The organism is Hymenobacter sediminis (assembly GCF_003231285.1).
GTDB lineage: Bacteria > Bacteroidota > Bacteroidia > Cytophagales > Hymenobacteraceae > Hymenobacter > Hymenobacter sediminis.
The window spans coordinates 504,429-525,440 of record NZ_QKNS01000002.1 but is presented as its reverse complement, the minus strand read 5'-3'; the positions used below and the strand labels follow the sequence as shown (position 1 = coordinate 525,440).

The 21,012-nt window shown below is 60.3% G+C and carries 13 protein-coding genes; 6 read left to right on the top strand and 7 right to left on the bottom strand.

Going from position 1 to position 21,012, the window contains the following annotated elements:
- The first annotated feature begins 32 nt into the window (after positions 1-32).
- From DNI29_RS08765 to DNI29_RS08750, 4 genes are all read left to right on the top strand, one after another.
- Complete coding sequence (locus DNI29_RS08765) at positions 33-3,221, top strand: efflux RND transporter permease subunit (protein ID WP_110977709.1); 3,189 nt, start codon at positions 33-35, stop codon at positions 3,219-3,221.
- Positions 3,214-4,653: a TolC family protein gene (locus tag DNI29_RS08760; RefSeq protein WP_110977708.1), complete on the top strand. Its 1,440-nt coding sequence runs from the start codon at positions 3,214-3,216 to the stop codon at positions 4,651-4,653. The genes DNI29_RS08765 and DNI29_RS08760 overlap by 8 nt, the downstream gene beginning before the upstream one ends.
- A 271-nt stretch (positions 4,654-4,924) precedes the next feature.
- On the top strand, positions 4,925-6,028 hold the full coding sequence (locus DNI29_RS08755; protein ID WP_110977707.1) for an Mrp/NBP35 family ATP-binding protein: 1,104 nt from the start codon (positions 4,925-4,927) through the stop codon (positions 6,026-6,028).
- 221 nt (positions 6,029-6,249) lie between these two features.
- On the top strand, positions 6,250-6,585 hold the full coding sequence (locus tag DNI29_RS08750) for a NifU family protein (protein WP_110977706.1): 336 nt from the start codon (positions 6,250-6,252) through the stop codon (positions 6,583-6,585).
- Between the two features lie 141 nt (positions 6,586-6,726).
- Here the strand turns inward: DNI29_RS08750 and DNI29_RS08745 are convergent, their stop codons facing one another.
- A complete protein-coding gene (locus DNI29_RS08745; RefSeq protein WP_110977705.1) occupies positions 6,727-7,074 on the bottom strand; it encodes a nuclear transport factor 2 family protein in 348 nt (115 codons plus the stop codon).
- Between the two features lie 200 nt (positions 7,075-7,274).
- Complete coding sequence (locus tag DNI29_RS24915; protein WP_110977704.1) at positions 7,275-7,793, bottom strand: hypothetical protein; 519 nt, start codon at positions 7,791-7,793, stop codon at positions 7,275-7,277.
- A 252-nt stretch (positions 7,794-8,045) separates the two neighbouring features.
- On the opposite strand from DNI29_RS24915, the gene fahA reads away from it, so the two are divergent.
- Positions 8,046-9,329 (top strand): fumarylacetoacetase, encoded by a 1,284-nt coding sequence (gene fahA, locus DNI29_RS08735; protein WP_202910399.1) that lies wholly within the window; start codon positions 8,046-8,048, stop codon positions 9,327-9,329.
- A gap of 233 nt (positions 9,330-9,562) precedes the next feature.
- Here the strand turns inward: fahA and DNI29_RS08730 are convergent, their stop codons facing one another.
- Entirely contained in the window at positions 9,563-14,776 is a 5,214-nt protein-coding gene (locus tag DNI29_RS08730) for a PAS domain-containing protein (RefSeq protein ID WP_110977703.1), read from the bottom strand.
- Between the two features lie 297 nt (positions 14,777-15,073).
- On the opposite strand from DNI29_RS08730, the gene DNI29_RS24090 reads away from it, so the two are divergent.
- A complete protein-coding gene (locus DNI29_RS24090; RefSeq protein WP_123823143.1) occupies positions 15,074-15,325 on the top strand; it encodes a hypothetical protein in 252 nt (83 codons plus the stop codon).
- Here the strand turns inward: DNI29_RS24090 and acs are convergent.
- The 4 genes from acs to DNI29_RS08710 all read right to left on the bottom strand — a co-directional run bounded on the left by acs (position 15,309) and on the right by DNI29_RS08710 (position 20,945).
- Positions 15,309-17,222, bottom strand: coding sequence for an acetate--CoA ligase (gene acs / locus DNI29_RS08725; protein ID WP_110977702.1), 1,914 nt, complete (start codon positions 17,220-17,222; stop codon positions 15,309-15,311). The genes DNI29_RS24090 and acs overlap by 17 nt on opposite strands.
- 69 nt (positions 17,223-17,291) lie before the next feature.
- Positions 17,292-17,672, bottom strand: a complete 381-nt coding sequence (locus tag DNI29_RS08720) for a response regulator transcription factor (protein WP_110977701.1) — start codon at positions 17,670-17,672, stop codon at positions 17,292-17,294.
- A 114-nt stretch (positions 17,673-17,786) separates the two neighbouring features.
- Positions 17,787-20,546, bottom strand: coding sequence for a sensor histidine kinase (locus DNI29_RS08715; protein ID WP_110977700.1), 2,760 nt, complete (start codon positions 20,544-20,546; stop codon positions 17,787-17,789).
- A 171-nt stretch (positions 20,547-20,717) separates the two neighbouring features.
- Positions 20,718-20,945: a hypothetical protein gene (locus tag DNI29_RS08710; RefSeq protein WP_123823141.1), complete on the bottom strand. Its 228-nt coding sequence runs from the start codon at positions 20,943-20,945 to the stop codon at positions 20,718-20,720.
- Positions 20,946-21,012 lie beyond the last annotated feature (67 nt).

Genomic DNA, 21,012 nt, shown 5'->3' with positions numbered 1-21,012 from the left:
CAACCGGCAGCTGACAACTGAAACCATCAGTTATGTTCAGTAAATTTCTTCGTCGGCCAGTATTTGCCATCGTCATATCGGTGGTCATTCTCTTCCTGGGCATACTGGCCATCAATACCCTGCCCACCTCCCAGTTTCCGGAGATTTCGCCGCCCATGGTGATGGTGAGCACTGCCTACCCCGGTGCCAGCGCCAAAGTGCTGACCGAGTCGGTGCTGATTCCGTTGGAACAGGCCATCAACGGCGTGCCCGGCATGAAGTACATGACCTCCGACGCCGTATCGGCGGGTGAGGCCAACATCCAGATTGTCTTCAACCTGGGTACTGACCCGGAGCAGGCCGTGGTGAACGTAAACACCCGTATTGCGCAGGTGCTCAACCGCTTGCCGGTGTTGGTGCAGCGCGAGGGGGTAGTGGTAAACCGCGTGGTGCCCAACATGCTCATGTATGTGAACCTCTACAGCAAAGACAAGAATACCGACATGCGGTACCTCTTCAACTTTGCTGGGGTAAACATGCTGCCCGAAATCCAGCGCATCGACGGCATCGGCCGGGCCAGCATTCTGGGCTCTCGGCAGTACGCCATGCGCGTGTGGCTGAAGCCGGACCGCATGCGGGCCTACAACCTGTCGGTGGATGATGTGATGGAAGCCCTCAACGACCAGAGCGTGATTGGCTCGCCGGGTCGTATCGGCCGCAGTGACGGCAAAGAGGCCTCGGCGCTGGAATACGTGCTGACCTACAAAGGCCGCTTCAACGACGTGGAGGAGTATAAGAACGTCATCATCAGGGCCAACGCCAATGGTGAAACCCTGCGCCTAAAGGACGTGGCCAACGTGGAGCTGGGCTCCGAGTTCTACGACATCTACTCCAACCTCGACGGCTACCCCTCGGCGGCCATCATGCTCAAGCAAACCTACGGCTCCAACGCCGTGGACGTGATTAAGAGCGTGAAAGCGAAGCTGGAGGAGCTGAAGAAAACCATGCCGCCCGGCATGGACTACAAAATCAGCTACGACGTGTCGAACTTCCTCGACGCATCCACCGAGAACGTAATTCACACCCTGCGCGACGCCTTTATTCTGGTGGCCCTGGTGGTGTTCCTGTTCCTGGGCGACTGGCGCTCCACGCTCATCCCGATTATTGCCGTGCCGGTTTCACTGGTAGGCGCCTTCATTGCCATGCAGGCCTTCGGGATGACCATCAACATGATTACCCTGTTTGCCCTCGTGCTGGCCATTGGTATCGTGGTCGATGACGCCATTGTGGTGGTGGAAGCCGTGCACGCCAAGATGGAGGAAAAGCACCTCTCGCCCTATGGGGCGGTACGCGAGGTAGTAGGTGAAATCAGCGGCGCCATCATTGCCATTACTATCCTGATGACGGCCGTATTCGTGCCGGTGGCCTTCATGAGCGGCCCGGTGGGTATTTTCTACCGGCAGTTCTCGATTACCATGGCTTCGTCTATCGTCATTTCGGGTATAGTGGCCCTGACCCTGACGCCGGTGCTCTGCGCCATGATCCTGAAGAACACCCACGGCCAACCGCGCAAGAAAACGCCCATCAACCGGTTCATCGACTGGTTTAACCGGGGTTTCGAGCGCCTGACTGGCCGCTACGTGGGCTTCCTGGAAAAGCTGGTGGACCGCCGCCTTATCACCTTCTTGATTCTGATGGGCTTCGGCCTAGGCATTTTCGGCATCTCCTCTACCCTCCCTTCGGGCTTCATCCCGGCCGAGGACCAGGGCATGCTCTACGCCATCATCCAGACGCCGCCCGGCTCCACGCTGGAGCGCACCAATGCCCTGTCGCAACAGCTTTCGAAGCTGGCCAAGGAAGTACCCGGCGTGGAAAGCATTTCCTCCCTGGCCGGCTACGAGGTACTGACCGAGGGCCGCGGCTCCAACGCCGGCACCCTGCTGATTGACCTTAAGCCCTGGGACAAGCGCAAGCAATCTATCCATGACATTGTGGAAGGGCTGGAGGAAAAGGCCAAGGAGATTCCTGGCGCGACCATCGAATTCTTCGAGCCGCCAGCAGTTCCAGGCTACGGCGCCGCTGGTGGTTTCCAGCTGCAGCTACTCGACAAAACCAGCACTGGCGACTACAAGGCGCTGGAAAAGGTGAACGAGGACTTTATGGCCGAGCTGAAAAAGCGCAAGGAGCTGAGCGGGCTATTTACCTTCTTCTCAGCTAACTACCCCCAGTACGAGCTGCAGATCGACAACCAGCTGGCTATGCAGAAGGGCGTGAGCATCGGCAATGCCATGAACACGCTGAGCATTATGGTAGGCTCGACCTACGAGCTGGGCTTCATCAAGTACCAGCGCTTCTTCAAGGTGTTCGTGCAGGCCTCGCCCGAGTACCGCCGCCTACCCAAAGACATCCTGGATATGTGGGTGAAGAATGATAAGGGCGAAATGGTGCCATTCTCGGCCTTCATGAAGATTGTGAAGGGCCAGGGTGCCAACGAAATCAACCGCTACAACATGTACCCCACAGCCTCCATTCGCGGCGACGCGGCCCCCGGCTATAGCTCGGGTGAGGCCATCAAGGCGGTGCAGGAGGTAGCAGCCAAAACCCTACCCCGCGGCTACGACATCGACTGGGGTGGCCTCTCGAAGGACGAGGTAAGCCGGGGCAACGAAGCCATCTACATCTTCCTGGTGGTGATTGTGTTCGTGTATCTGGTGCTGGCCGCCCAGTACGAAAGCTTCCTGCTGCCGCTGGCCGTTATTTTCTCCTTGCCAGCCGGTATTTTCGGCTCCTTCCTGCTCATTAAGGGCATGGGCCTGGCTAACAATATCTACGCTCAGGTGGGCCTGGTGATGCTGGTAGGTCTGCTGGGGAAAAACGCGGTGCTCATTGTAGAATTCGCGGTGCAGAAACGCGAAGAAGGCATGTCCGTCCGCGACGCGGCCATTGAAGGCGCCAAAGTGCGTTTCCGCCCCATCTTGATGACTTCCTTCGCCTTCATCGCCGGGTTGATTCCGCTGGTTATTGCCCACGGCGCCGGCGCCATCGGCAACCGCACCATTGGTACCTCGGCCCTGGGCGGCATGTTGTTCGGGACGGTTTTCGGGGTCATCATCGTGCCCGGCCTATACTACATTTTCGGTTCTCTGGCCGATGGCCGCAAGCTGATCAGCGACGAGAATGAACACCCGCTGTCAGAGTTCGAGCCGCACGTTTTAGTTGAAGAAGTTGAAGCTCATGCTTAAAAGACGCATCTACCAAGGCCTGAGCGCCGCCGCCCTGGCCCTGGCCGTGGGTGCCTGCAAAACCCCACAGCTGACGCAGAAAACCGAGAACCGCGCGGTTCCGGCTTCCTACACGGGTAGCACCCAGGACTCGACGAACACCACGGGAAAGGTGCAGTGGAAACAGTTTTTCACTGACCCCAACCTGGTAGCTCTGATTGACACCGCCCTGCACAACAACCAGGAGCTGAACATCACCCTGCAGGAAATTCAGATTGCCCGCAACGAGGTGCAAGTTCGTAAGGGCGAGTACCTGCCCTTCATCGGCTTAGGCGCCCGCGCCGATGCGGACCGGCCCGGCCGCTACACCCTGCAGGGTGCCACAGAAGAGCAGGTGGCCATCAAGCCCGACAAGCCCAACCCCGACCCACTGACCAATTACCAGGTAGGCGCTTTTGCTACCTGGGAGGTGGACATCTGGCACAAGCTGCGCAACTCCCGGAAGGCGGCGGCTAACCGCTACCTGGCTTCGGTGGAGGGCAAGAACTTTATGGTGACCAATCTGATTGCCGAAATTGCCACCTCGTACTACGAGCTGCTGGCCCTCGACAACCAACTGGCCATTGTGAAGCAGAACATTGCCATTCAAAGCAATGCCCTGGAAGCTGTGCGCCTGCAGAAGGAAGCTGCCCGCACCACCGAGCTGGCTGTGCGCCGCTTCGAGGCCCAGGTACACAATACCCAGAGCCTGCAATACAACGTGCAGCAGCGCATCGTGGAAACCGAGAACCGGCTTAACTTTCTGGTGGGCCGCTACCCCCGCGCCATTGTCCGCGACGATGCCTCCTTCAACAGCTTCGTGCCGGCCACCATTCAGGCCGGGGTGCCGGCCCAGCTCCTGCTAAACCGCCCCGACATCCGGCAGGCCGAGCAGAACCTGGCGGCTTCCAAGCTCGATGTGCAGGTAGCGCGGGCCAATTTCTACCCCTCGCTGCGCATCACGGGCTCGGCCGGCTTCGGTGCCTTCAAGCCCGGCCTGCTGTTCTCCAGCCCTGAGTCGATGCTGTACTCACTTGGGGGTGATTTGATAGCGCCGCTGGTAAACCGCAACGGCATCAATGCGGTGTATTCCAGCGCCAACGCCCGCCAGATTCAGACGGCCTACCAGTACGAGCAGACCATTCTGAAGGCCTACGTGGAGGTAGCCAACCAACTGGCCAACCTGAATAACCTCGATAAAAGCTACGGCGAGAAAGCCAAGGCCGTGGAGGCTCTGAACCAGTCCATTACCATTTCCAACAGCCTGTTCCGCTCTGCCCGCGCCGACTACACGGAGGTGCTCCTAACCCAGCGGGAAGCTCTGGAATCCAAGTTCGACCTTACTGAAACCAAGCTGCAGCAGCTCACGGCCATGGTCAATGTGTACCGGGCCCTGGGTGGCGGCTGGAAGTAAGCCGGCAGAATAACCGTATTCAGCAAAAAGCCCCTCCATGCGGAGGGGCTTTTTTGTAACCTAAGGGTTGAGCAAATCGGAGGAGGTAGGACCAAGCACTTACTTGCCGCATCCTGCCTCCTACCCGGCAGTATGTCAGCAAACCCGGTACGCCTACCCCCTACAGCTCGCACAAGGGTTCGCCAATTTCATCTGGAACTGCTAGCAACTTCCGCCCCGGTTTCCGGGTTATCTTTGCGCTTCGTTTCTGCATTTTCTTCCCCTGACTATAATGGCAACCATAACCAAAGAAGACGTTCTCAAGGCCCTGAGCTACGTGGAGGAGCCTGACCTAGGCAAAGACCTGGTGACGCTCAACATGATTGAGAACGTAGTAATTGACGGCAACCGAGTGTCGTTTACGGTGGTGCTCACTACCCCCGCCTGCCCTCTCAAGCAGCTCATTCACGATGCTTGCGAGCGGGCCATCCATACGATGGTAGATAAAGATGCGGAGGTGGTGATTGTGATGACCTCGCGCGTGACCACCATGCGCCAGAACCACGACATCCTGCCCGGTGTGAAGAACATTATTGCCATTGCCTCGGGCAAGGGGGGCGTGGGTAAAAGCACCGTGACGGCTAACCTGGCCATTGCCCTGGCCAAAACCGGCGCCAAAGTAGGCCTCGTGGACGCCGATATTTCGGGGCCCAGCATGCCGCTCATGTTTGGGGTAGAGGATGCCCGCCCGCACGTGTACCAGAACGAGCAGGGCCGCAACCTGATTCAGCCGGTAGAGGCTCACGGCGTGAAGCTGATGAGCATTGGCTTCCTGGCCCCGGCCGAGTCGGCTATTGTGTGGCGCGGCCCCATGGCCTCCTCGGCCCTGAAGCAGTTCATTACGGAAGTGGAGTGGGGTGAGCTGGACTACCTGCTTCTCGACATGCCTCCCGGAACCTCCGACATCCACCTGACCATGGTGCAGACGGTGCCCGTCACTGGCTCACTCATCGTGACCACGCCCCAGAAAGTAGCTCTGGCCGATGCGGAGAAAGGCTTGCAAATGTTCCGCCTACCCCAGATCAACGTGCCGGTGCTGGGTATCGTGGAGAACATGGCGTGGTTCACTCCCGCCGAGCTGCCCGAGAATAAGTACTTTATCTTTGGCGAAGGCGGCGGACAGCAGTTGGCTGCCAAGCACGAAGTGCCCTTGCTAGGCCATATTCCACTGGTGCAGAGCATCCGCGAAAACGGCGACCAAGGCACCCCTGCCATCCTGCAGGACGGTTCGCCGGCAGCCGCCGTATTCGAACAGCTGGCCGAAGACTTGGCCCGCCAGGTTTCCATCCGCAACGCCGTGGCGCCTCGCACCAACGTGGTGCAGATGCAGTCATAAGCAGATGCCGGCACCTGACCGCTGGTAGTCCTGCTTGGCGCAGAACTACCAGCGGCCAGCAACTCTGCCCGGGGGTTAGCGTAAGCTCAACCCTAGCAACAGGCAACTTTACGGCCGAACCAAGTGTTGCCCTCATACGCCCCAAAAGCGTTACCTTTGGTAAAGTACTCCGCTGCTATTCTCTTCTTTTCTGACAGGATCAGCAGCACAATTTTAGCTCCATGACGCATTCCGCCGCCGTAGAACACCACCCGCTTCTCTCCCGCATCGAGCAGGCCCTGGACACCATCCGGCCCTACCTCGCCGCCGATGGAGGCAACGTGCGCGTGTTGGATATCACCGAAGACATGGTGCTCCAACTAGAGTTGCTGGGTGCCTGCGGCACCTGCCCCATGTCGCCGATGACGCTGAAAGCCGGGGTAGAAGAATCGGTAAAGAAAGCCGTTCCGGAAATCCGGGCTGTAGAAGCCATCAACGTGACACCCATGGGTGAGCAGCCCGCTGGCCAGACTGGCCGCCCCGTGCAGCCGAACCCGGTGCCTACCCCGCAGTTCTAATTTTCCGAGTTCCAATAGTCGAAAGGCCGACTTCTCTTCTGAGAAGCCGGCCTTTTTATTAGTCTAGAGTTAAAACGCTTGGCAGGGGTAGCAACGGCTAACCCTCTGTTAACTCTGGCTAAGCCGTAAGAGGCTCTATTCTTAGGCTTTAATGACGAAAGCTTGCAACTCGGCCATTTTGCCATCTTGGAAGCGCCATACGTCGCAGTATGCATAGCTAGCCTCCTCTCCTGCTTCATCCTTCAGATTGATTTTGCCGATTGCGGTAACAAAATCACCCTCAGCAATCAGGTTATCGACCATGAACTTGGGTGGCTCTGCATACGCCGTTTTCATCCATTGCCGAACGGCTTCTTTGCCTTGTAGTACTCTCTCGCCTACAAATACCCATTTGGTATCCTCAGTGCAATGAGACAGAAAACCCTCGTTGTCACCCGCAGTGACGGCGGCGTTTGCCTTTTCCAAAACGGCTTTGTTGCTCTCAGTCATGTGACTTCTTTTATCAAATATTCGAGTTAGTCGTGTAGTACTATACTATTTAAACAAGCAGCATTATGCGTTTACATAAAAGCGAATTATCAACTATAATTATAAACATATAGACAAGAAAAACCGACACTACCTACTACTTGCTATTCTTTCTTGCTGACCATTTTTATAGGTCACAAAATCAATTCCCAGGTAATCATCTACTGTAGGTCAACTGCATAAACCTCTCCTGTCTTTTTATTCTCAATTATCACAAAGTCGTGGTCTTTAAAAAAGGCCGTATTTACATACTTGTGAATGTTAGTACCAAAAAAGTAAAGCTGTCCTACCTGGGGTTTTGCCGTCCATGTGTGTGTCAGATTATACTTGCTTAACAGGTGATTACAAGTTGCAGCGAAGAATGCAGCATACCCAACGCAATGTGCTGACTTGGACGTAATAAGTTTGTTTGGGTCCACGTCGTTTTTGGCTGCAGTAAAGTTTAACTGCTTCGAGGTTATTGAAAGACCTGTTTTAACAACTTGTTCAATATTATTATCGATAGCCTTATCAGTATTTTCGTTTATGTATTCAATAAGCCTGGCATCTGTCACTGAATAGGTTGTCCTTTGACCAATAGATCTATACGTCACCAAGTGTCTGTATAACCACCCGCGGAACAACAACCCAATAGCTACCAGAAATAGAATTACCAGAAATAGTCGCTTGATAAATTTCATTATCGCAGTTTGTTATAATAAGGCTATAGACAGCATTTATATGGACGAAGCTTAACGCATTGTTAGTGTCGTGAACCCGACCAGCGGCAAATGAATTAATAAGGCTGCCACGCGCGGGCCTGTGGCGGTAAGCCGAAACAGGAGCAGCGGCTCAAGGTAGCAGCTTTGCGGAATTTTCGGATGAGCCCGGGCGTGGGGCCTCATTCCCGTGGCCCCGCTACCTTTGCCGGACCATCCACTACCCTACTTTCTATGGCTAACCCCAACGACCCGAGCCTGCATTCCTGGATTGATATTGCTCCTGGCAGCGACTTTCCCATTCAGAACCTGCCCTTTGGGGTGTTTGAAACCGAGGAGCGTGGGCCGCGCCTGGGCGTGGCCATCGGCGAGTACGTGCTGGATTTATACGCCGTGTCACAGTTCGGCTTTTTTCAGGATCTGGAGCTAGGGCCGAAGATGCCGAAGATTTTCCGGCGCCGCTCGCTGAACCAGTTTATTGCCTTAGGTCGGCCGGCCTGGCGGGCCGTGCGCCAGCGCGTTTCGGAGCTGCTGCGCCACGACAACGATGCTCTGCGCTCCGATGAGGTAATGCGCGAATGCCTTGTGCGCCAGAGCGAGGTGCGGATGCTACGCCCCGTGAAGCCCCAGAACTACACCGATTTCTACAGCAGCATTGAGCACGCCACCAACGTGGGCATGATGTTCCGCGACCCAGCCAACGCCCTGCTGCCCAACTGGCGTCACATCCCCATTGGCTACCACGGCCGGGCCAGCTCCATTGTGGTGAGCGGCACCGATATCCGGCGGCCCAACGGGCAGCGCAAGGCCCCTGATGCTCCGGCACCTTCTTTTGGCCCTTCGCAGCAGCTAGATTTTGAGTTGGAAATGGCCTTCGTGGTAGGCCGCGGCACCCAGCTCGGCGACACGGTGCCGGTGCAGAACGCCGAGGACTACATCTTTGGGCTGGTGTTGTTCAACGACTGGAGCGCGCGTGACATTCAGAGCTGGGAGTACGTGCCGCTGGGGCCGTTCCTGGGCAAAAGCTTCGGTAGCAGCGTGTCGCCGTGGGTAGTTACGCTGGATGCTCTGGAGCCCTTCCGGGTAGCCGGCCCGGTGCAGGAGCCCGAGCCCCTGCTCTACCTCCGCCAACTCGACCAGCATAACTTCGACATCAATCTGGAGGTAGCCATTCAGCCCGAAGCCGGGCCGGAAACCACCGTGTCGCGCTCCAACTTCGGGCTGATGTACTGGAGCATGGCCCAGCAACTGGCCCACCACGCCTCCAACGGTTGCAATATGCAGGTGGGCGACTTGTACGCCTCGGGCACTATCTCGGGCCCTACCCCCGACTCGCTCGGGTCTATGTTAGAGCTGGCGTGGCGCGGCACCCGCCCCCTACCCCTCTCCGACGGCTCAGAGCGCAAGTTTCTGCTCGATGGCGACACCGTGACCATGCGCGGCTACTGCGAGCGGGACGGGCTGCGCATCGGCTTTGGCGAGGTAACCGGCAAAGTATTGCCCGCCCAACCGCTCTAGCCTGTTCGGCTTTCCTACCCCCTCTGCCCTGTTGAAAGCCCATGCCCTGGCCGGCGTGGGCTTTTCATTTGTTCCGGTTTTGGCGCGCTAGCCTTGCTGCTACCGCTCACCCGGCGCTCGGTTTCTGCTACCCCCCTCAGCACCCAGAACCTATTCAGTCTGCCTGGGCCCTCTGGCACAGAACAAAAGTCCACGCGCCCTACCCCCGGTTTTGGCTTAAGAGTACAGAGAGGTCAGCCGTAGCCACCTGATTCCCCTCCATGAGCCGGGGGCGTGTCAGTGGTTGGAACAAGGGGCAAAGGAATACGGATGCGCACGTAGGCTCCGCCGGTTGGAATGGAGCCGGTTTCCAGCTGCCCCCCAAGCAAGGCCACCCGGTCGCGGATACTGCGCAGGCCCAGGCCACTGCTCTGGGCGGGGCTCCGCACAAAGCCCGGGCCGTTGTCCTCGGCCCGCAGCAGCACCCAGCCCGGCATCGTTTCCAGCTCCAGGGTGGCCTCGGTGGCCCCGCGGGCGTGCTTAACGATGTTCTGGGCCAGCTCCTGGGCCATGCGGTAGAGGGCCAGTTGCAGGGCCGGTGGCAGCGGAGCCGCCTCTTCGTCGAGCTCGATGTGGCTGCGCAACTGTAATTGCGGCGAGCTCATCTTCTGGCCAATGTCTTGCAAGGCCGTCGGCAGCCCGAACTCTTCCAGCGTCATGGGCACGAGTTCGTGGGAGAGGGCGCGGGTCTGGCAAATAGCCTCCCCGAGTAGCTGCTCGGCCTCTTGGCGGGCGGCTGTCAGGCTGGGGTCCGTACTCAGCGGCGGCAGCCGGTCGAGGCGGAGCTTGGTGGCGTACAGGATCTGGCCGATGCCGTTGTGCAGGCTCTCGGCCATGCGCTTGCGCTCTTCTTCCTGCGCCGCCTGTACCGCTTCAAACAAGGCGTGCTGCTGGGTGAGGCGCAGGCGCAGATTGTCGGCTTCGAGCTGTTGCAGCTCCGTGATGTCCAGGTCTACCCCCAGCACCCGCGCCGGCTGACTGTCCTCGCTGGGCAGTACTACGGCCTTCATGCGCAGAGTTTTGACTTGCTCTGCCACGCGCAGGCGCAGGGTTTCCTCAAAGCCCTGGCCAGCCGTCAGGCGCTGCACCAGCTGCTCGGCGCGGGGTCGGTCCTCGTCCAGCACGGCATTGAGGTAGTGGCTGGGTGCGGTGGGGCTGCCCACGGGCAAGCCAAAGAGGTGGTACATTCCATCGGACCAGCGCATGGTGGCCGTATCCAGGTCGTAGTCCCAACTGCCTAGCCCAGCTACGGCTTCGGCCTGCTCCAGCAAGCGCAGATTTTTCAGGCGTTCCTGCTCGGCCGTTTTGCGCTCGGTAATGTCGAGGTTGGTGGCCACTACCCCATCGCCGAGCTTCACAAACTGACAGGCATACCACTTGCCGAACCCTTCGTGGGGGTAGTAGTATTCCATTCCTTGGGGCTCGCCGGTTTCCACCGTGTGCACAATCAGGTCGAAGATGCCTACCAGCCGGATGCCCGGGTACTCCTGGGCGTAGAACTTACCTTCGAGGTCGGTGCGGCCGGTTTCACGTTCCAGCTGCTGGCTGGCCAGCACCAGCCGAAAATCCAGAATGGTGCCGTCCTCGTCGCGCACGGCTTCCAGCACCGACATGGCAATCAGGTTGGTGTCGAACACGGACTGGAGCAGGTCGTGGCTGGCTTGCAGCTCGTGGGTGCGGGCGGCTACTTCGCGCTCCAGCCACGCCTTGTCGGCGACCATGGCCGCCTCAGCCAGCTTGCGCGGGTGAATGTCGGTGGCCGCGCCGAAGCACTCCGCTACCCGGCCCTGCTCGTCGCGGATGGGTAGGGCCTGCACCAGAAACCAGCGGTACTCGCCCGCGGCGGAGCGGATGCGGTGCTCCTGCTGCAGGGGCTGCCCGGTCCGCATCGCCTCGCGGTAGTGCTGTGCCGACTGGGCTTGGTCGTCGGGGTGAATGACGTCGGCCCAGCCGTACGCGCCGGCTTCGGCCGGCGTCTGGCCCGTGTATTCGTACCAGCGCTGGTTGTACCAGGTGGTGTTGCCTTGGGCGTTGCTGCGCCAGAGCAGGTCGGGCACCAGATTGGCTACCGTGCGAAACTCCTCCTCCGACTGCCGCAACGCTTCTTCGGCGCGGGCTCGCTCCAGGCGCGTCCAGATGCGGTGGGTCAGCTCGCGCATCAGCGCGAGCTCGTCGGCTTGCCAGTGGCGGGGCTTCGTGTCGTAGAAACCAAGCAGGAAATACCACTCCCCGCCTCGCCGCAGCGGCACGGTCACCATGGCCCCAATCTGGAAGGCGGCGTACTGCTCACCCTCAGTGCGCGCGTCAGCGAAGACATCATCAATTACGACGGTTTCCCCGGCGCGCGAGGCCCGTTGGAATTCGGGGCTGATGAAGTCGTCGATGCGGTGCTGGCCAGGAATATCCAGGGCGCCTTCCCTGCTCCAGCCGTAAGCTACCCAGCATACCTCGTGTACATCGTCAATCTCAACGAACAAGCACCGCGACAGCCCAAAATGCGCGCCGATCTTCGCGCCCAGCTGGTTTATCGTGTCGTCCAGGCTGGTTAGTTGCGCCAAGTCTTGGCTAACGTCGGCCAAAAAGGCCAGGTTGGCCTCGGCCCGCTTGCGCGCAGTGATGTCCGTTGTGGCCCCAAACCATTCCACAATGTCGCCGCGGGCATCGAGCACCGGCATAGCCCGGGAGGATACCCAGGCCACGGTGCCATCGGCGCGCAGCACGCGGTGCTCCAGCGCAACGGGCTGTTTAGCGGCAATGGCCGCCTGCAAGCTGGCCCACGTAGCGGCTTGGTCCTCGGCCGGGAGGTAGCGCTGCACCCAGGGCGTGCGGGCATCGTTGTGCGGCGCAAAGAAGTTCTTGCCATCCAGCGGCTGCATTTGCTGCCAGTCGGGGCTCATGCGGTAGAACGTGTCGGCACTGGTAGTCACGAACCGTCGGAACTGTTCCTCCGAATGACGTAGCGCCTGTTCGGTGCGCTTCTGCTCGTCGATGTCGAGGACGACCGTGACGCGGCCCGCCAGCTGGCCCTGGCTGTCCATAAATGGCACGGCCAGCACCTTGGTCCAAACATCCGGGCCATTATCCGGCGTGTAGCGCATCTCAATGCCCGGCACTACTTCCTCGCCCCGCAGGGCGCGGGCCCCAGGAAATTCAGTGGGCGGGAGCGGGCTCCCATCCGGACGCTCAGCGTACCAGCGCGGGTACTGCGTCACGTCGCGCGAGGGCATCACGCCGGTGGGCAGGTAGCGCTGCATGTGGTGGTTGGCCAGCGTGAGCCGGCCCTGATCATCGAGCAGGCCAACGCCGACCGGTAGTGCGGCGAACACCGCGGCAAGCGTGGCCTCGCTGGTGCGCAGGGCTTCTTCCACGTGGGCCCGCTCCACGGCGGCCCAGGTACGCTCGGCCGTTTCCTCAACCAAGGCTACCTCCGACGGGGTCCAGGCGCGCGGGGCGTTCTGGTTGACAACCAGCGTGGCCGCCAGCCGCCCTTGCTTGATGAGGGGCACCACCACGGCGGCGCGGATGTCGTTGCTGCGGTAGTTGGCCCGCTGCGACTCGGGTAGGGTCGGGTCGGTATCCACGTCGTGGCACACCCAGGCGTGGCCATCCAGCAGCCAGGGCATGGGCCAGTCGCTCAGGGGGTAGCGGCGGGTGTGGCTGGGCGCCCCCGGCCGGTGCCAGTTGCGGGCCACGATGAACTCCTGGGTGTCGTAGTTCAGGTCAACGTAGTAGGCGCGGTCCACGCTCAGGTGCTGGCCCAGCGCTTCGGCGGCGGCAGCTTGAATGTCGACCGGACTGCTGAGCGGACGCAACGCATCGGACAGGCGCAGCCGGAACGTTTCGGTCTCGGCGGCGTGGCGCAGCCGGGCTTCGTGCTGCTTGCGCTCGGTGATGTCCTCGAAGATGTTTGCCACCAGCCGGCTTTCCGGCCCCCCGATGCGGGAGGTGTGCGTGCGGTACCACTGGTTGATGCCCGCGTGGTAATTCTCGTAGCGCAGCGGCTGCCCGGTTTTGATGACGCTGTCGTAGGCATCGAGCCAGTGCTGCTCGGTGGGTACCACCGTACTGGTCAGCTGGCCCGCTACGCCCCGCAGCCCGGTGATGCGTTCAAAGGCCGGATTGACCTCGACCCAGCGCAGGTCCACGGGCTTTTCGGCCTCATCGTAGATGATTTCCAGGATGGAAACGCCCTCGTCCATGGTGTGAAAGAGCGAGTAGTACCGGTCCTGGACGTGCTGGACTATCTCTTCTTTCAGGCGCAGAATTTCTTCTTGCGCTTGCTTGCGGCTAGTCATGTCGTGGGTGGTAGTCGCTACCCCGTCGCCCAGCTTCACCGTGGACTGGTAGAACCACCCATCAAACTGCTCGTGCCGGTAGTGGCGCTCCGATTGGTCGGGCACGCCGGTTTCCAGCACCTGCTTAAACGTGTCGAAGATGCCTGCCTCGATGACGCCGGGGTTGCGCTGGCACAGGCGCTGACCGATGACGTCGCCGTAGAGCTGCTTGGCCTCGTTGTTGTTGAGCACCCAGCGGAAGTCGATTACCGAGCCCTGCTCGTCGCGCACGGCCTCGAAGACCTGTACCAAGTCCAGGGAGCTGTCGATGGTGCGCTGCAGCAGCTCGTGGCTGGCGCGCAGCTCCTGCTCGGCCTGCACCCGCTCGGTGATGTCCTGCACCAGCCCCCTGAGCTGCACGGGGGTGCCAGTCACGTCGCAGCGCACTTCGCCGTGAGCTTCGAGGGTGCGCTGCTGGCCATCGGCACGACGGATGCGACGACGGTAGGTGTAGGGCTGCCGGGTGAGCACGGCCTCATCGAGCACCTGACGCACGGTGGCCGCGTCAGCTGGGTGCGAGCGGGCATCGATAAAATCCAGCGTGGGTACGAACGACTGCGGCGCTTCCCCAAAAAGCCGGTACATGCCGTCAGAGAAGTAAAAGCTCCCGGTGGCCAGGTCGGCATCGTAGGAGCCGGTGTGGGCCACCTCTTCCACTGCCAGCAATAGCTCACTGCTGCGCTGACGAGCCACCTCGGCCTGGTGGCGGTCCGTCACGTTGTCCCAGAACACCCAGCGCTGCCCTTTGGGGGTAGGCTCTATGCGCAGGCTAATCCACTGCTGGGTATGGGGCAGCCAGTAATCTGCGGGGGTGCTATCTGGCCGGCTTAAAGCCGCCAGCAACTCGGCTGGCAATACGGCGGGCTGTACCTGGGCCGGTAGGCGGCCTACGGCGGCTGAGGCCGGTATTCCCCACAGCGCCGCGGCCGGGGCATTGAGGTAGGCCACCGTGCCGTCGGGAGCCAATACCACCGCTCCACACGGCACGAGGTCTAGCAGGGCCCGGCTGCTTCCCTCTGGCAGTTCGCCCGCGCCACCCGCAGCAGTGGTGGTTGAGGAGTCGGGTGTATGCATGGGTGGCCGCTAGAATAAAACCGCATGTTCCCACGACGCCCGTCGGGGCACTCCGGCGCGGAGCGAATTATCAATCTGTATCTGTGCAAGTAATAGTATTCTTGAGGTTACAACAAGCTCAACCATTGAACACCAACCCCTTTTGGCTGGCTCAACGGGTAGCCTGCGCAATAGGCGAGGCCTAGCTGCTACCCCGTTAGCCCACCAGATGGCCTAAAGCAGTGCAGGAGTATGAATGGTGCGGGGTAACTCTATTGGCCCGGATTCAGGACCGCTGAGGAGGTAGGAGCCGCAGGAATGACGGACGTTGCGGAGCTGCGCGGGGGTAGGCCGGTACGCCGGTGGCACCCTTCGGGCTGGGGTACATTCGGGGGGAGCGGACAGTACCTCAAAGACAGTTATGCCCTAACCAGCTTAACATTTCCGGCTACCAATAGCCGCTTACCTCCGCCAGCTACTACCCCTGCACCGGAGCTAAACAACAACGCCGACCTGATACAGGTCGGCGTTGAGAACAAAAAATGGATTAACCTTATTTCCGGCCGCTGATGATTTCATCGACTACCAGCGGGTCGAGCAGAGTGGTGGTGTCGCCGAGGTTGGTGGTGTCGCCCTCGGCCACTTTGCGCAGAATGCGGCGCATGATTTTGCCGGAGCGGGTTTTCGGCAGGCCCGACACAATCTGAATCTTATCGGGCTTGGCAATTTTGCCGATTTCGGCCACAATGGTTTCGATGATGCTGGCCTCAATGCGCTGGCGCTCCACCTCGGCCTCGGGCACACCCTCGGGGCAGATAACGTAGGCGTAGATGCCCTGCCCCTTCACGTCGTGGGGGTAGCCCACCACCGCCGACTCCACTACGTGGGAGTTCTGATTGATGGCGTTTTCGATTTCGGCAGTGCCGAAGCGGTGGCCCGATACGTTAATCACGTCATCCACGCGGCCGATGATGCGGTAGAGGCCATTTTCGTCGCGGCGGGCACCGTCGCCGGTGAAGTAGTAGCCGGGGTACGGGGCAAAGTAGGTTTGTTGGGCGCGCTCATGGTCGCCGTAGGTGGTCCGGATGATGCCGGGCCAGGCCTGCTTGATGGCGAGGTAGCCTTCCTGGTCGTTGCCTTCAATTTCGGAGCCTTCTTGGTTGAGCAGCACGGGGTGCACGCCGGGCAGGGGCAAACCGGCGCGGGCCGGCACCGAGGGCGTTATACCGGCCAGGGCCGAAATCATAATACCACCGGTTTCCGTCTGCCACCAGGTATCTACCACCGGGCAGCGCTCCTTGCCAATGTGGGTGTGGTACCAGTGCCAGGCCTCCTCGTTGATGGGCTCCCCTACCGACCCCAGTACCCGCAGGGAGTCCAGCGAGTAGCTCAGGACGTGGTCGAGGGGCGCGGCCATCAGGCTCCGGATGGCGGTGGGTGCCGTGTAGAAAATGGTAACTGAGTGCTTGTCAATCACCTCCCAGAAGCGACCGGGGCTGGGGTACGTGGGCACGCCCTCGAACATGAGGGAGGTGGAGCCGGCCAGCAGCGGCCCGTAGAGCAGGTAGGTGTGGCCCGTCACCCAGCCAATATCGGCAGTGCACCAGTACACGTCGTTTTCCTCAATCTGGAAAACGTTGCGGAAAGTGTAATCAGCCCACACCATGTAGCCGGCGGTGGTGTGCACTACCCCCTTGGGCTTGCCCGTACTGCCCGAGGTGTAGAGAATGAACAGCGGATCTTCGGCGTCCATTTCCTCGGCGGGGCAGGTTTTGGCTACCCCCTCGGCTTCCTCGTGGTACCATACGTCGCGGCCTTCCTGCATGTGCACGGGCCAGCCCAGGTGCTCCGTCACGATGACGCGGCGCACGGAGGGGCAGCTGTCCAGGGCCTCATCCACCACGCGCTTCACCGGAATCTGCTTGGCACCGCGGTTTAGGCCATCCGAAGTCAGCACCACGCTGGCCTGGGCGTCGTTCACCCGGTCGGCAATGGCTGTGGCCGAGAAGCCGGCAAAGATGACCGAGTGCACCGCCCCGATGCGGGCGCAGGCCAGCACGGCAATGGCCAGCTGCGGAATCATGGGCATGTAGATGCACACCCGGTCGCCCTTTTCTACCCCGTTGTTGTGCAGCACGTTGGCAAATTTGCAGACCTCCTGGTGCAGTTCGCGGTAGGTTAGGCGCAGGTGGCGGGTGTGCGGGTCGTTGGGCTCGAAGATGATGGCCAGCTTGTTGCCGCGGGTAGCCAGGTGGCGGTCGAGGCAGTTTTCCGTGATGTTGAGGCGGGCACCCTGGAACCACTCGTTGCGGCCGGCCGGCATATCGGAGCTAAGCACTTTGTCCCACTTGCGGCGCCAGGTAAAGGGCTCGGCCACCGAGGCCCAAAACTCTTCGGGGTGATTGATGCTGAGGTGGTAGGCCTCGTGGTATCCTTCCAGGGAGCGGATGCGGGCGTGTTCGGGCATGGGTGGAGAGAAGTTAGAGTTAGATAGTTTTCGGTTGGAATGGGGGTAGGCCGCTTGGCAGTTCAGCCCTCAGGCGGGGGTAGCCAGCAGCTCTTTTACTTTATCCATGAGCTGGCGGGTACTGAAGGGCTTCGGAATGTACATATCCGCGCCCACTTCGTAGCCCTTCTGGATGTCGGCTTCCTTGCTTTTGGCCGACAGAAAAATAACGCGGGTGCCCGAGCGGTCGGGGCGCTGGCGCAGGTGGCGGCACACCTGGTAGCCGTCCACATCGGGCATCATCACGTCGAGCAGCACCACATCGAAAGCGGTACGGTCTACGGCTTCCAGGGCCTCGGTCCCGTTGCGGGCTATACTGACCTGGTAGCCGTTCTTACGCATCAGAAATTCGAGCGACATGACAATGTTGGGCTCGTCATCGACAATGAGAATATGAGGAGTCGTCGGCATGACGGGAGAAAGTTGTGTTCTGGGAGGGCGGGTGAGTGTTCAGGTGGCGGGGCTAGCAGAGGAACGCGGAGAACTGAGCGGAGAGGCGCCGCAGTAGTGTAGCACATAATTTACTTAGCCACTCAGCTGCTCATTCACCGCCACCGGTAGCTCAAACGAAAAGCGGGCACCTTGCTCGGGCGCACTCTCGACCCAGATGCGGCCGGCGTGCAACTCCACGATTTTCTTGGTGATGGCCAAACCAAGGCCCGAGCCTTCGGGCTTGCGCATGGTTTGATTGCGGGCCTGGAAGAATTTATCGAAAATCAGCTGGTGAAATTCCGGGTCGATGCCCTTGCCGTTGTCCTGCACCGTGATGCGCAGCACGTTGGCGGAGGCTTCCACGAGCACCGCAATGCGGCCGGAGCCATCGGAACGGCACGATTTGACGGCGTTGGAGAGCAGGTTCACCAACACTTGCATTAGTCGGTCCCGGTCGCCGGCCAGGGGTAGCAAACCGGGCGGCACGGCCAGGTCTAGGTGAATTTGCTTGTCGCGCAGGAGCTGGCCAACGGCGTCGAGGGCGTCGGTGATGACGTCGGCCACATCCACGGGCACCTTGTCGAGGGTAGCCTTGCCCGATTCGTACTTTTCCAGGTCCAGCACCAGCGTAATCAGCCGGCTCAGCCGTTCAGATTCCTTGGTGATGGTCAGTAGGAAGCGGTGGCGCTCCTCCTCTTCCAGATCGGGGTTGTCGGAGAGGATTTCGGAGAGGGCGCGGATGCTGGTGAGGGGCGTGCGCAGTTCGTGCGTGACGGTGTACAGAAATTCGTCCTTGTGCTGGTCGAGCTCCTGGAGCTGGTCGTAGGCAACTTGCAGCTCTTGCGTGAGGCGCTGCAGCTGGCGCTGCTGCTTCTGGAGCTGGCGGTTGGCTTCCAGCAACTGCTGACTTTCCTTAAGAATGCCCACCACGTTATCAAAGCTGATATCCTCTACCCCCACCGAGGAGCGCAACAGCAGCCGGGCCGAGGCTGGACCAATGGAGCCCGCCAGCAGCTTTTCGGCGTAGGCCAGCAGGCGCGGATCAGCCTGCGGAGGCGTTACTTCATCGGTGACGTGGGCGTCGGGGAAACGCTCGTGGAAGGCATGCAAGGCTTGAATGGTGCGCTTTTTCCCTAGAAAGCCCGTGAGCAAGGCGCGCACATCGGGCAGGGGCGCGGCACCTTGCCAGCCAGCGGGGCCCTCAAAGCCACTGCCGTGCCGAAACACATCCACAAATACATCGGCTTGGTGGTGCTCCAGGGCCGAAGGCGTCTGCAACAGCGACACACCCACATACAGCCCCACGTTGAAAAACCAACTCCAGAACAGCCCGTGCGAGAGGTAATCGAGGCCTTCGAGCCCGAACAGGGCAAACGGCCGCAACCCTGGCAACCCAAACAGGCCGTTGGTCAGCACCGTATCGGGCAGCAGCTCGGGCCCTACCATGGTGGGTAGCACCAAGGTAAAAAACCACACCACAAAGCCCGCCAGAATGCCCGCCGTGGCCCCCAGGCGAGTGCCGCCCTTCCAGTAGAGCCCGCCCAGCACCACCGGTACAAACTGTGCTACCGCCGCAAACGACACCAGCCCGATGTTTACCAGCGGCAGCAAATGCCCTACCTCGGCGTAGTAGCCGTAAGCCAGCAGCAGCACCAGCACCACCGCCAGGCGGCGGCTATGCAGGGCTACCTGCCCCAAGTAGGCAAACCAGTTGGGACCTTCGCCGCGGGCGGCGGGCACGCGCACCAGCAGAGGCATGAGCAGGTGGTTGCTCATCATCACGCTCAGGGCAATAGTTTCCACGATAATCATGGAAGAAGCTGCCGACAGCCCGCCCAGGTAAATAAGCAAAGCCAGCCAGGGGCGCCCCGCTTGCAGAGGCAGGGCCAGCACAAATGTATCGGCATCGAGGTGGCCGGCGCCGTCCAGCAGCCTTCCGCCGAAAGCCAGGGGTAGCACGAACAGGTTGATGACGATGAGATAGAGCGGAAACAGCCACATGGCTTTGCGCAAGTGGTCTTCATTTACGTTTTCGACCACAGACACCTGAAACTGTCGGGGCAGCAGCAGGATGGCCGCCATGCTCAGCAGCAGCAGCGTCAGCCACTGCCCCGGCGCGGTGCCCGCCCCCTGTAGCGTAAACAGCCGGCTCAGGTCGGGCACCTGGGCGGCGCGCTCAAACACGTCGGCAAAGCCATTGAACAGTCCGTAGGTTACAAACAGGCCGGCCGCCAGAAAAGCCACCAGCTTCACCAAGCTTTCCAGGGCAACGGCCAGCACCATGCCCTCGTGCCGCTCGGTGGCTTCAATAGAGCGCACCCCGAAAATAATGGTAAAGAAGGCCAGGGCGACGGTGGTTACGAAAGCCGAGGAAACCCCTACCCCTCCACTAGCCAGCAAGGTCTCACCGCCCCCCGTCAGGATATCGAAAGAAGCCGCAATAGCCTTGATTTGCAGCGAAATATACGGCACCACACCCAGCACGCACACCACCGTCACGAGGGCCCCCAGGGAGGCGCTTTTGCCGTAGCGGGCCGAAATAAAATCGGCAATGGAGGTGAGGCGCTGCAGCCGGCAAATGCGGATGATTTTACGCAACACCAACCAAGCTACCGGGGCCATGAGCGTGGGCCCCAGGTAAATCCCGATGAACTCCAGCCCAAAGTGCGCCGCCCGCCCCACCGAGCCGTAGTAGGTCCAGGCGGTGCAGTACACGGCCATGCTCAGGGCATACACGTAGGGGTTGCTCACCAGGCTCCGCCGCGCCGCCGAGCGTCGCTCCGCCGCGTAGGCCACCGCGAACAGCAAGACGAGGTAGCCGAAGGAAAAGCCAATGACAAGCAGGGTGTTCAAGGGGTGAGCTTGTGAGGTGGTGAAATGGTGAATTTAATGTACTGAGGGCGCCGTTGGGGTAGCAGGCTGAAACCTATCGGTCATTCTGAGCGAGAATGTAAACCTTTACTGAGGGTAAGCTTACTACCCCCAACGGAGCGGCAGAGGCCCTTCGCTCCCGCCCCTCCTAGTTTACCGCCTAACCAGCCAGCCCGTGAGCAACACGAGCCCAACCCAGGCCAGCAACACATAGAGGTAGAGCACCGGAATACCCCCTACCCTGCCCTCATGGTCGAAGACGGCCAGGAAGGGAAAGTTGAGCAGCACGGCAAACAGTACCGCCACAAAAAGCAGTTGCTGCCCCTTGCGCTGCTCGGGGCGCTCCGGCGGAGAAAAGGGAGCGTTTTTCTCAGATGACACAGCAGACTCTTTGATGATCAAATGGTTAATGAAACCTCAAAACAACGAGTGCTTTTTAGCGCGAAAT

Bases quoted from the DNA above. Each gene is read 5' to 3' on its own strand.
- DNI29_RS08765 (WP_110977709.1), top strand. From the start codon at position 33: ATGTTCAGTAAATTTCTTCGTCGGCCAGTATTTGCCATCGTCATATCG.
- DNI29_RS08760 (WP_110977708.1), top strand. From the start codon at position 3,214: ATGCTTAAAAGACGCATCTACCAAGGCCTGAGCGCCGCCGCCCTGGCC.
- DNI29_RS08755 (WP_110977707.1), top strand. From the start codon at position 4,925: ATGGCAACCATAACCAAAGAAGACGTTCTCAAGGCCCTGAGCTACGTG.
- DNI29_RS08750 (WP_110977706.1), top strand. From the start codon at position 6,250: ATGACGCATTCCGCCGCCGTAGAACACCACCCGCTTCTCTCCCGCATC.
- DNI29_RS08745 (WP_110977705.1), bottom strand. From the start codon at position 7,074: ATGACTGAGAGCAACAAAGCCGTTTTGGAAAAGGCAAACGCCGCCGTC.
- DNI29_RS24915 (WP_110977704.1), bottom strand. From the start codon at position 7,793: ATGAAATTTATCAAGCGACTATTTCTGGTAATTCTATTTCTGGTAGCT.
- fahA (WP_202910399.1), top strand. From the start codon at position 8,046: ATGGCTAACCCCAACGACCCGAGCCTGCATTCCTGGATTGATATTGCT.
- DNI29_RS08730 (WP_110977703.1), bottom strand. From the start codon at position 14,776: ATGCATACACCCGACTCCTCAACCACCACTGCTGCGGGTGGCGCGGGC.
- DNI29_RS24090 (WP_123823143.1), top strand. From the start codon at position 15,074: ATGACGGACGTTGCGGAGCTGCGCGGGGGTAGGCCGGTACGCCGGTGG.
- acs (WP_110977702.1), bottom strand. From the start codon at position 17,222: ATGCCCGAACACGCCCGCATCCGCTCCCTGGAAGGATACCACGAGGCC.
- DNI29_RS08720 (WP_110977701.1), bottom strand. From the start codon at position 17,672: ATGCCGACGACTCCTCATATTCTCATTGTCGATGACGAGCCCAACATT.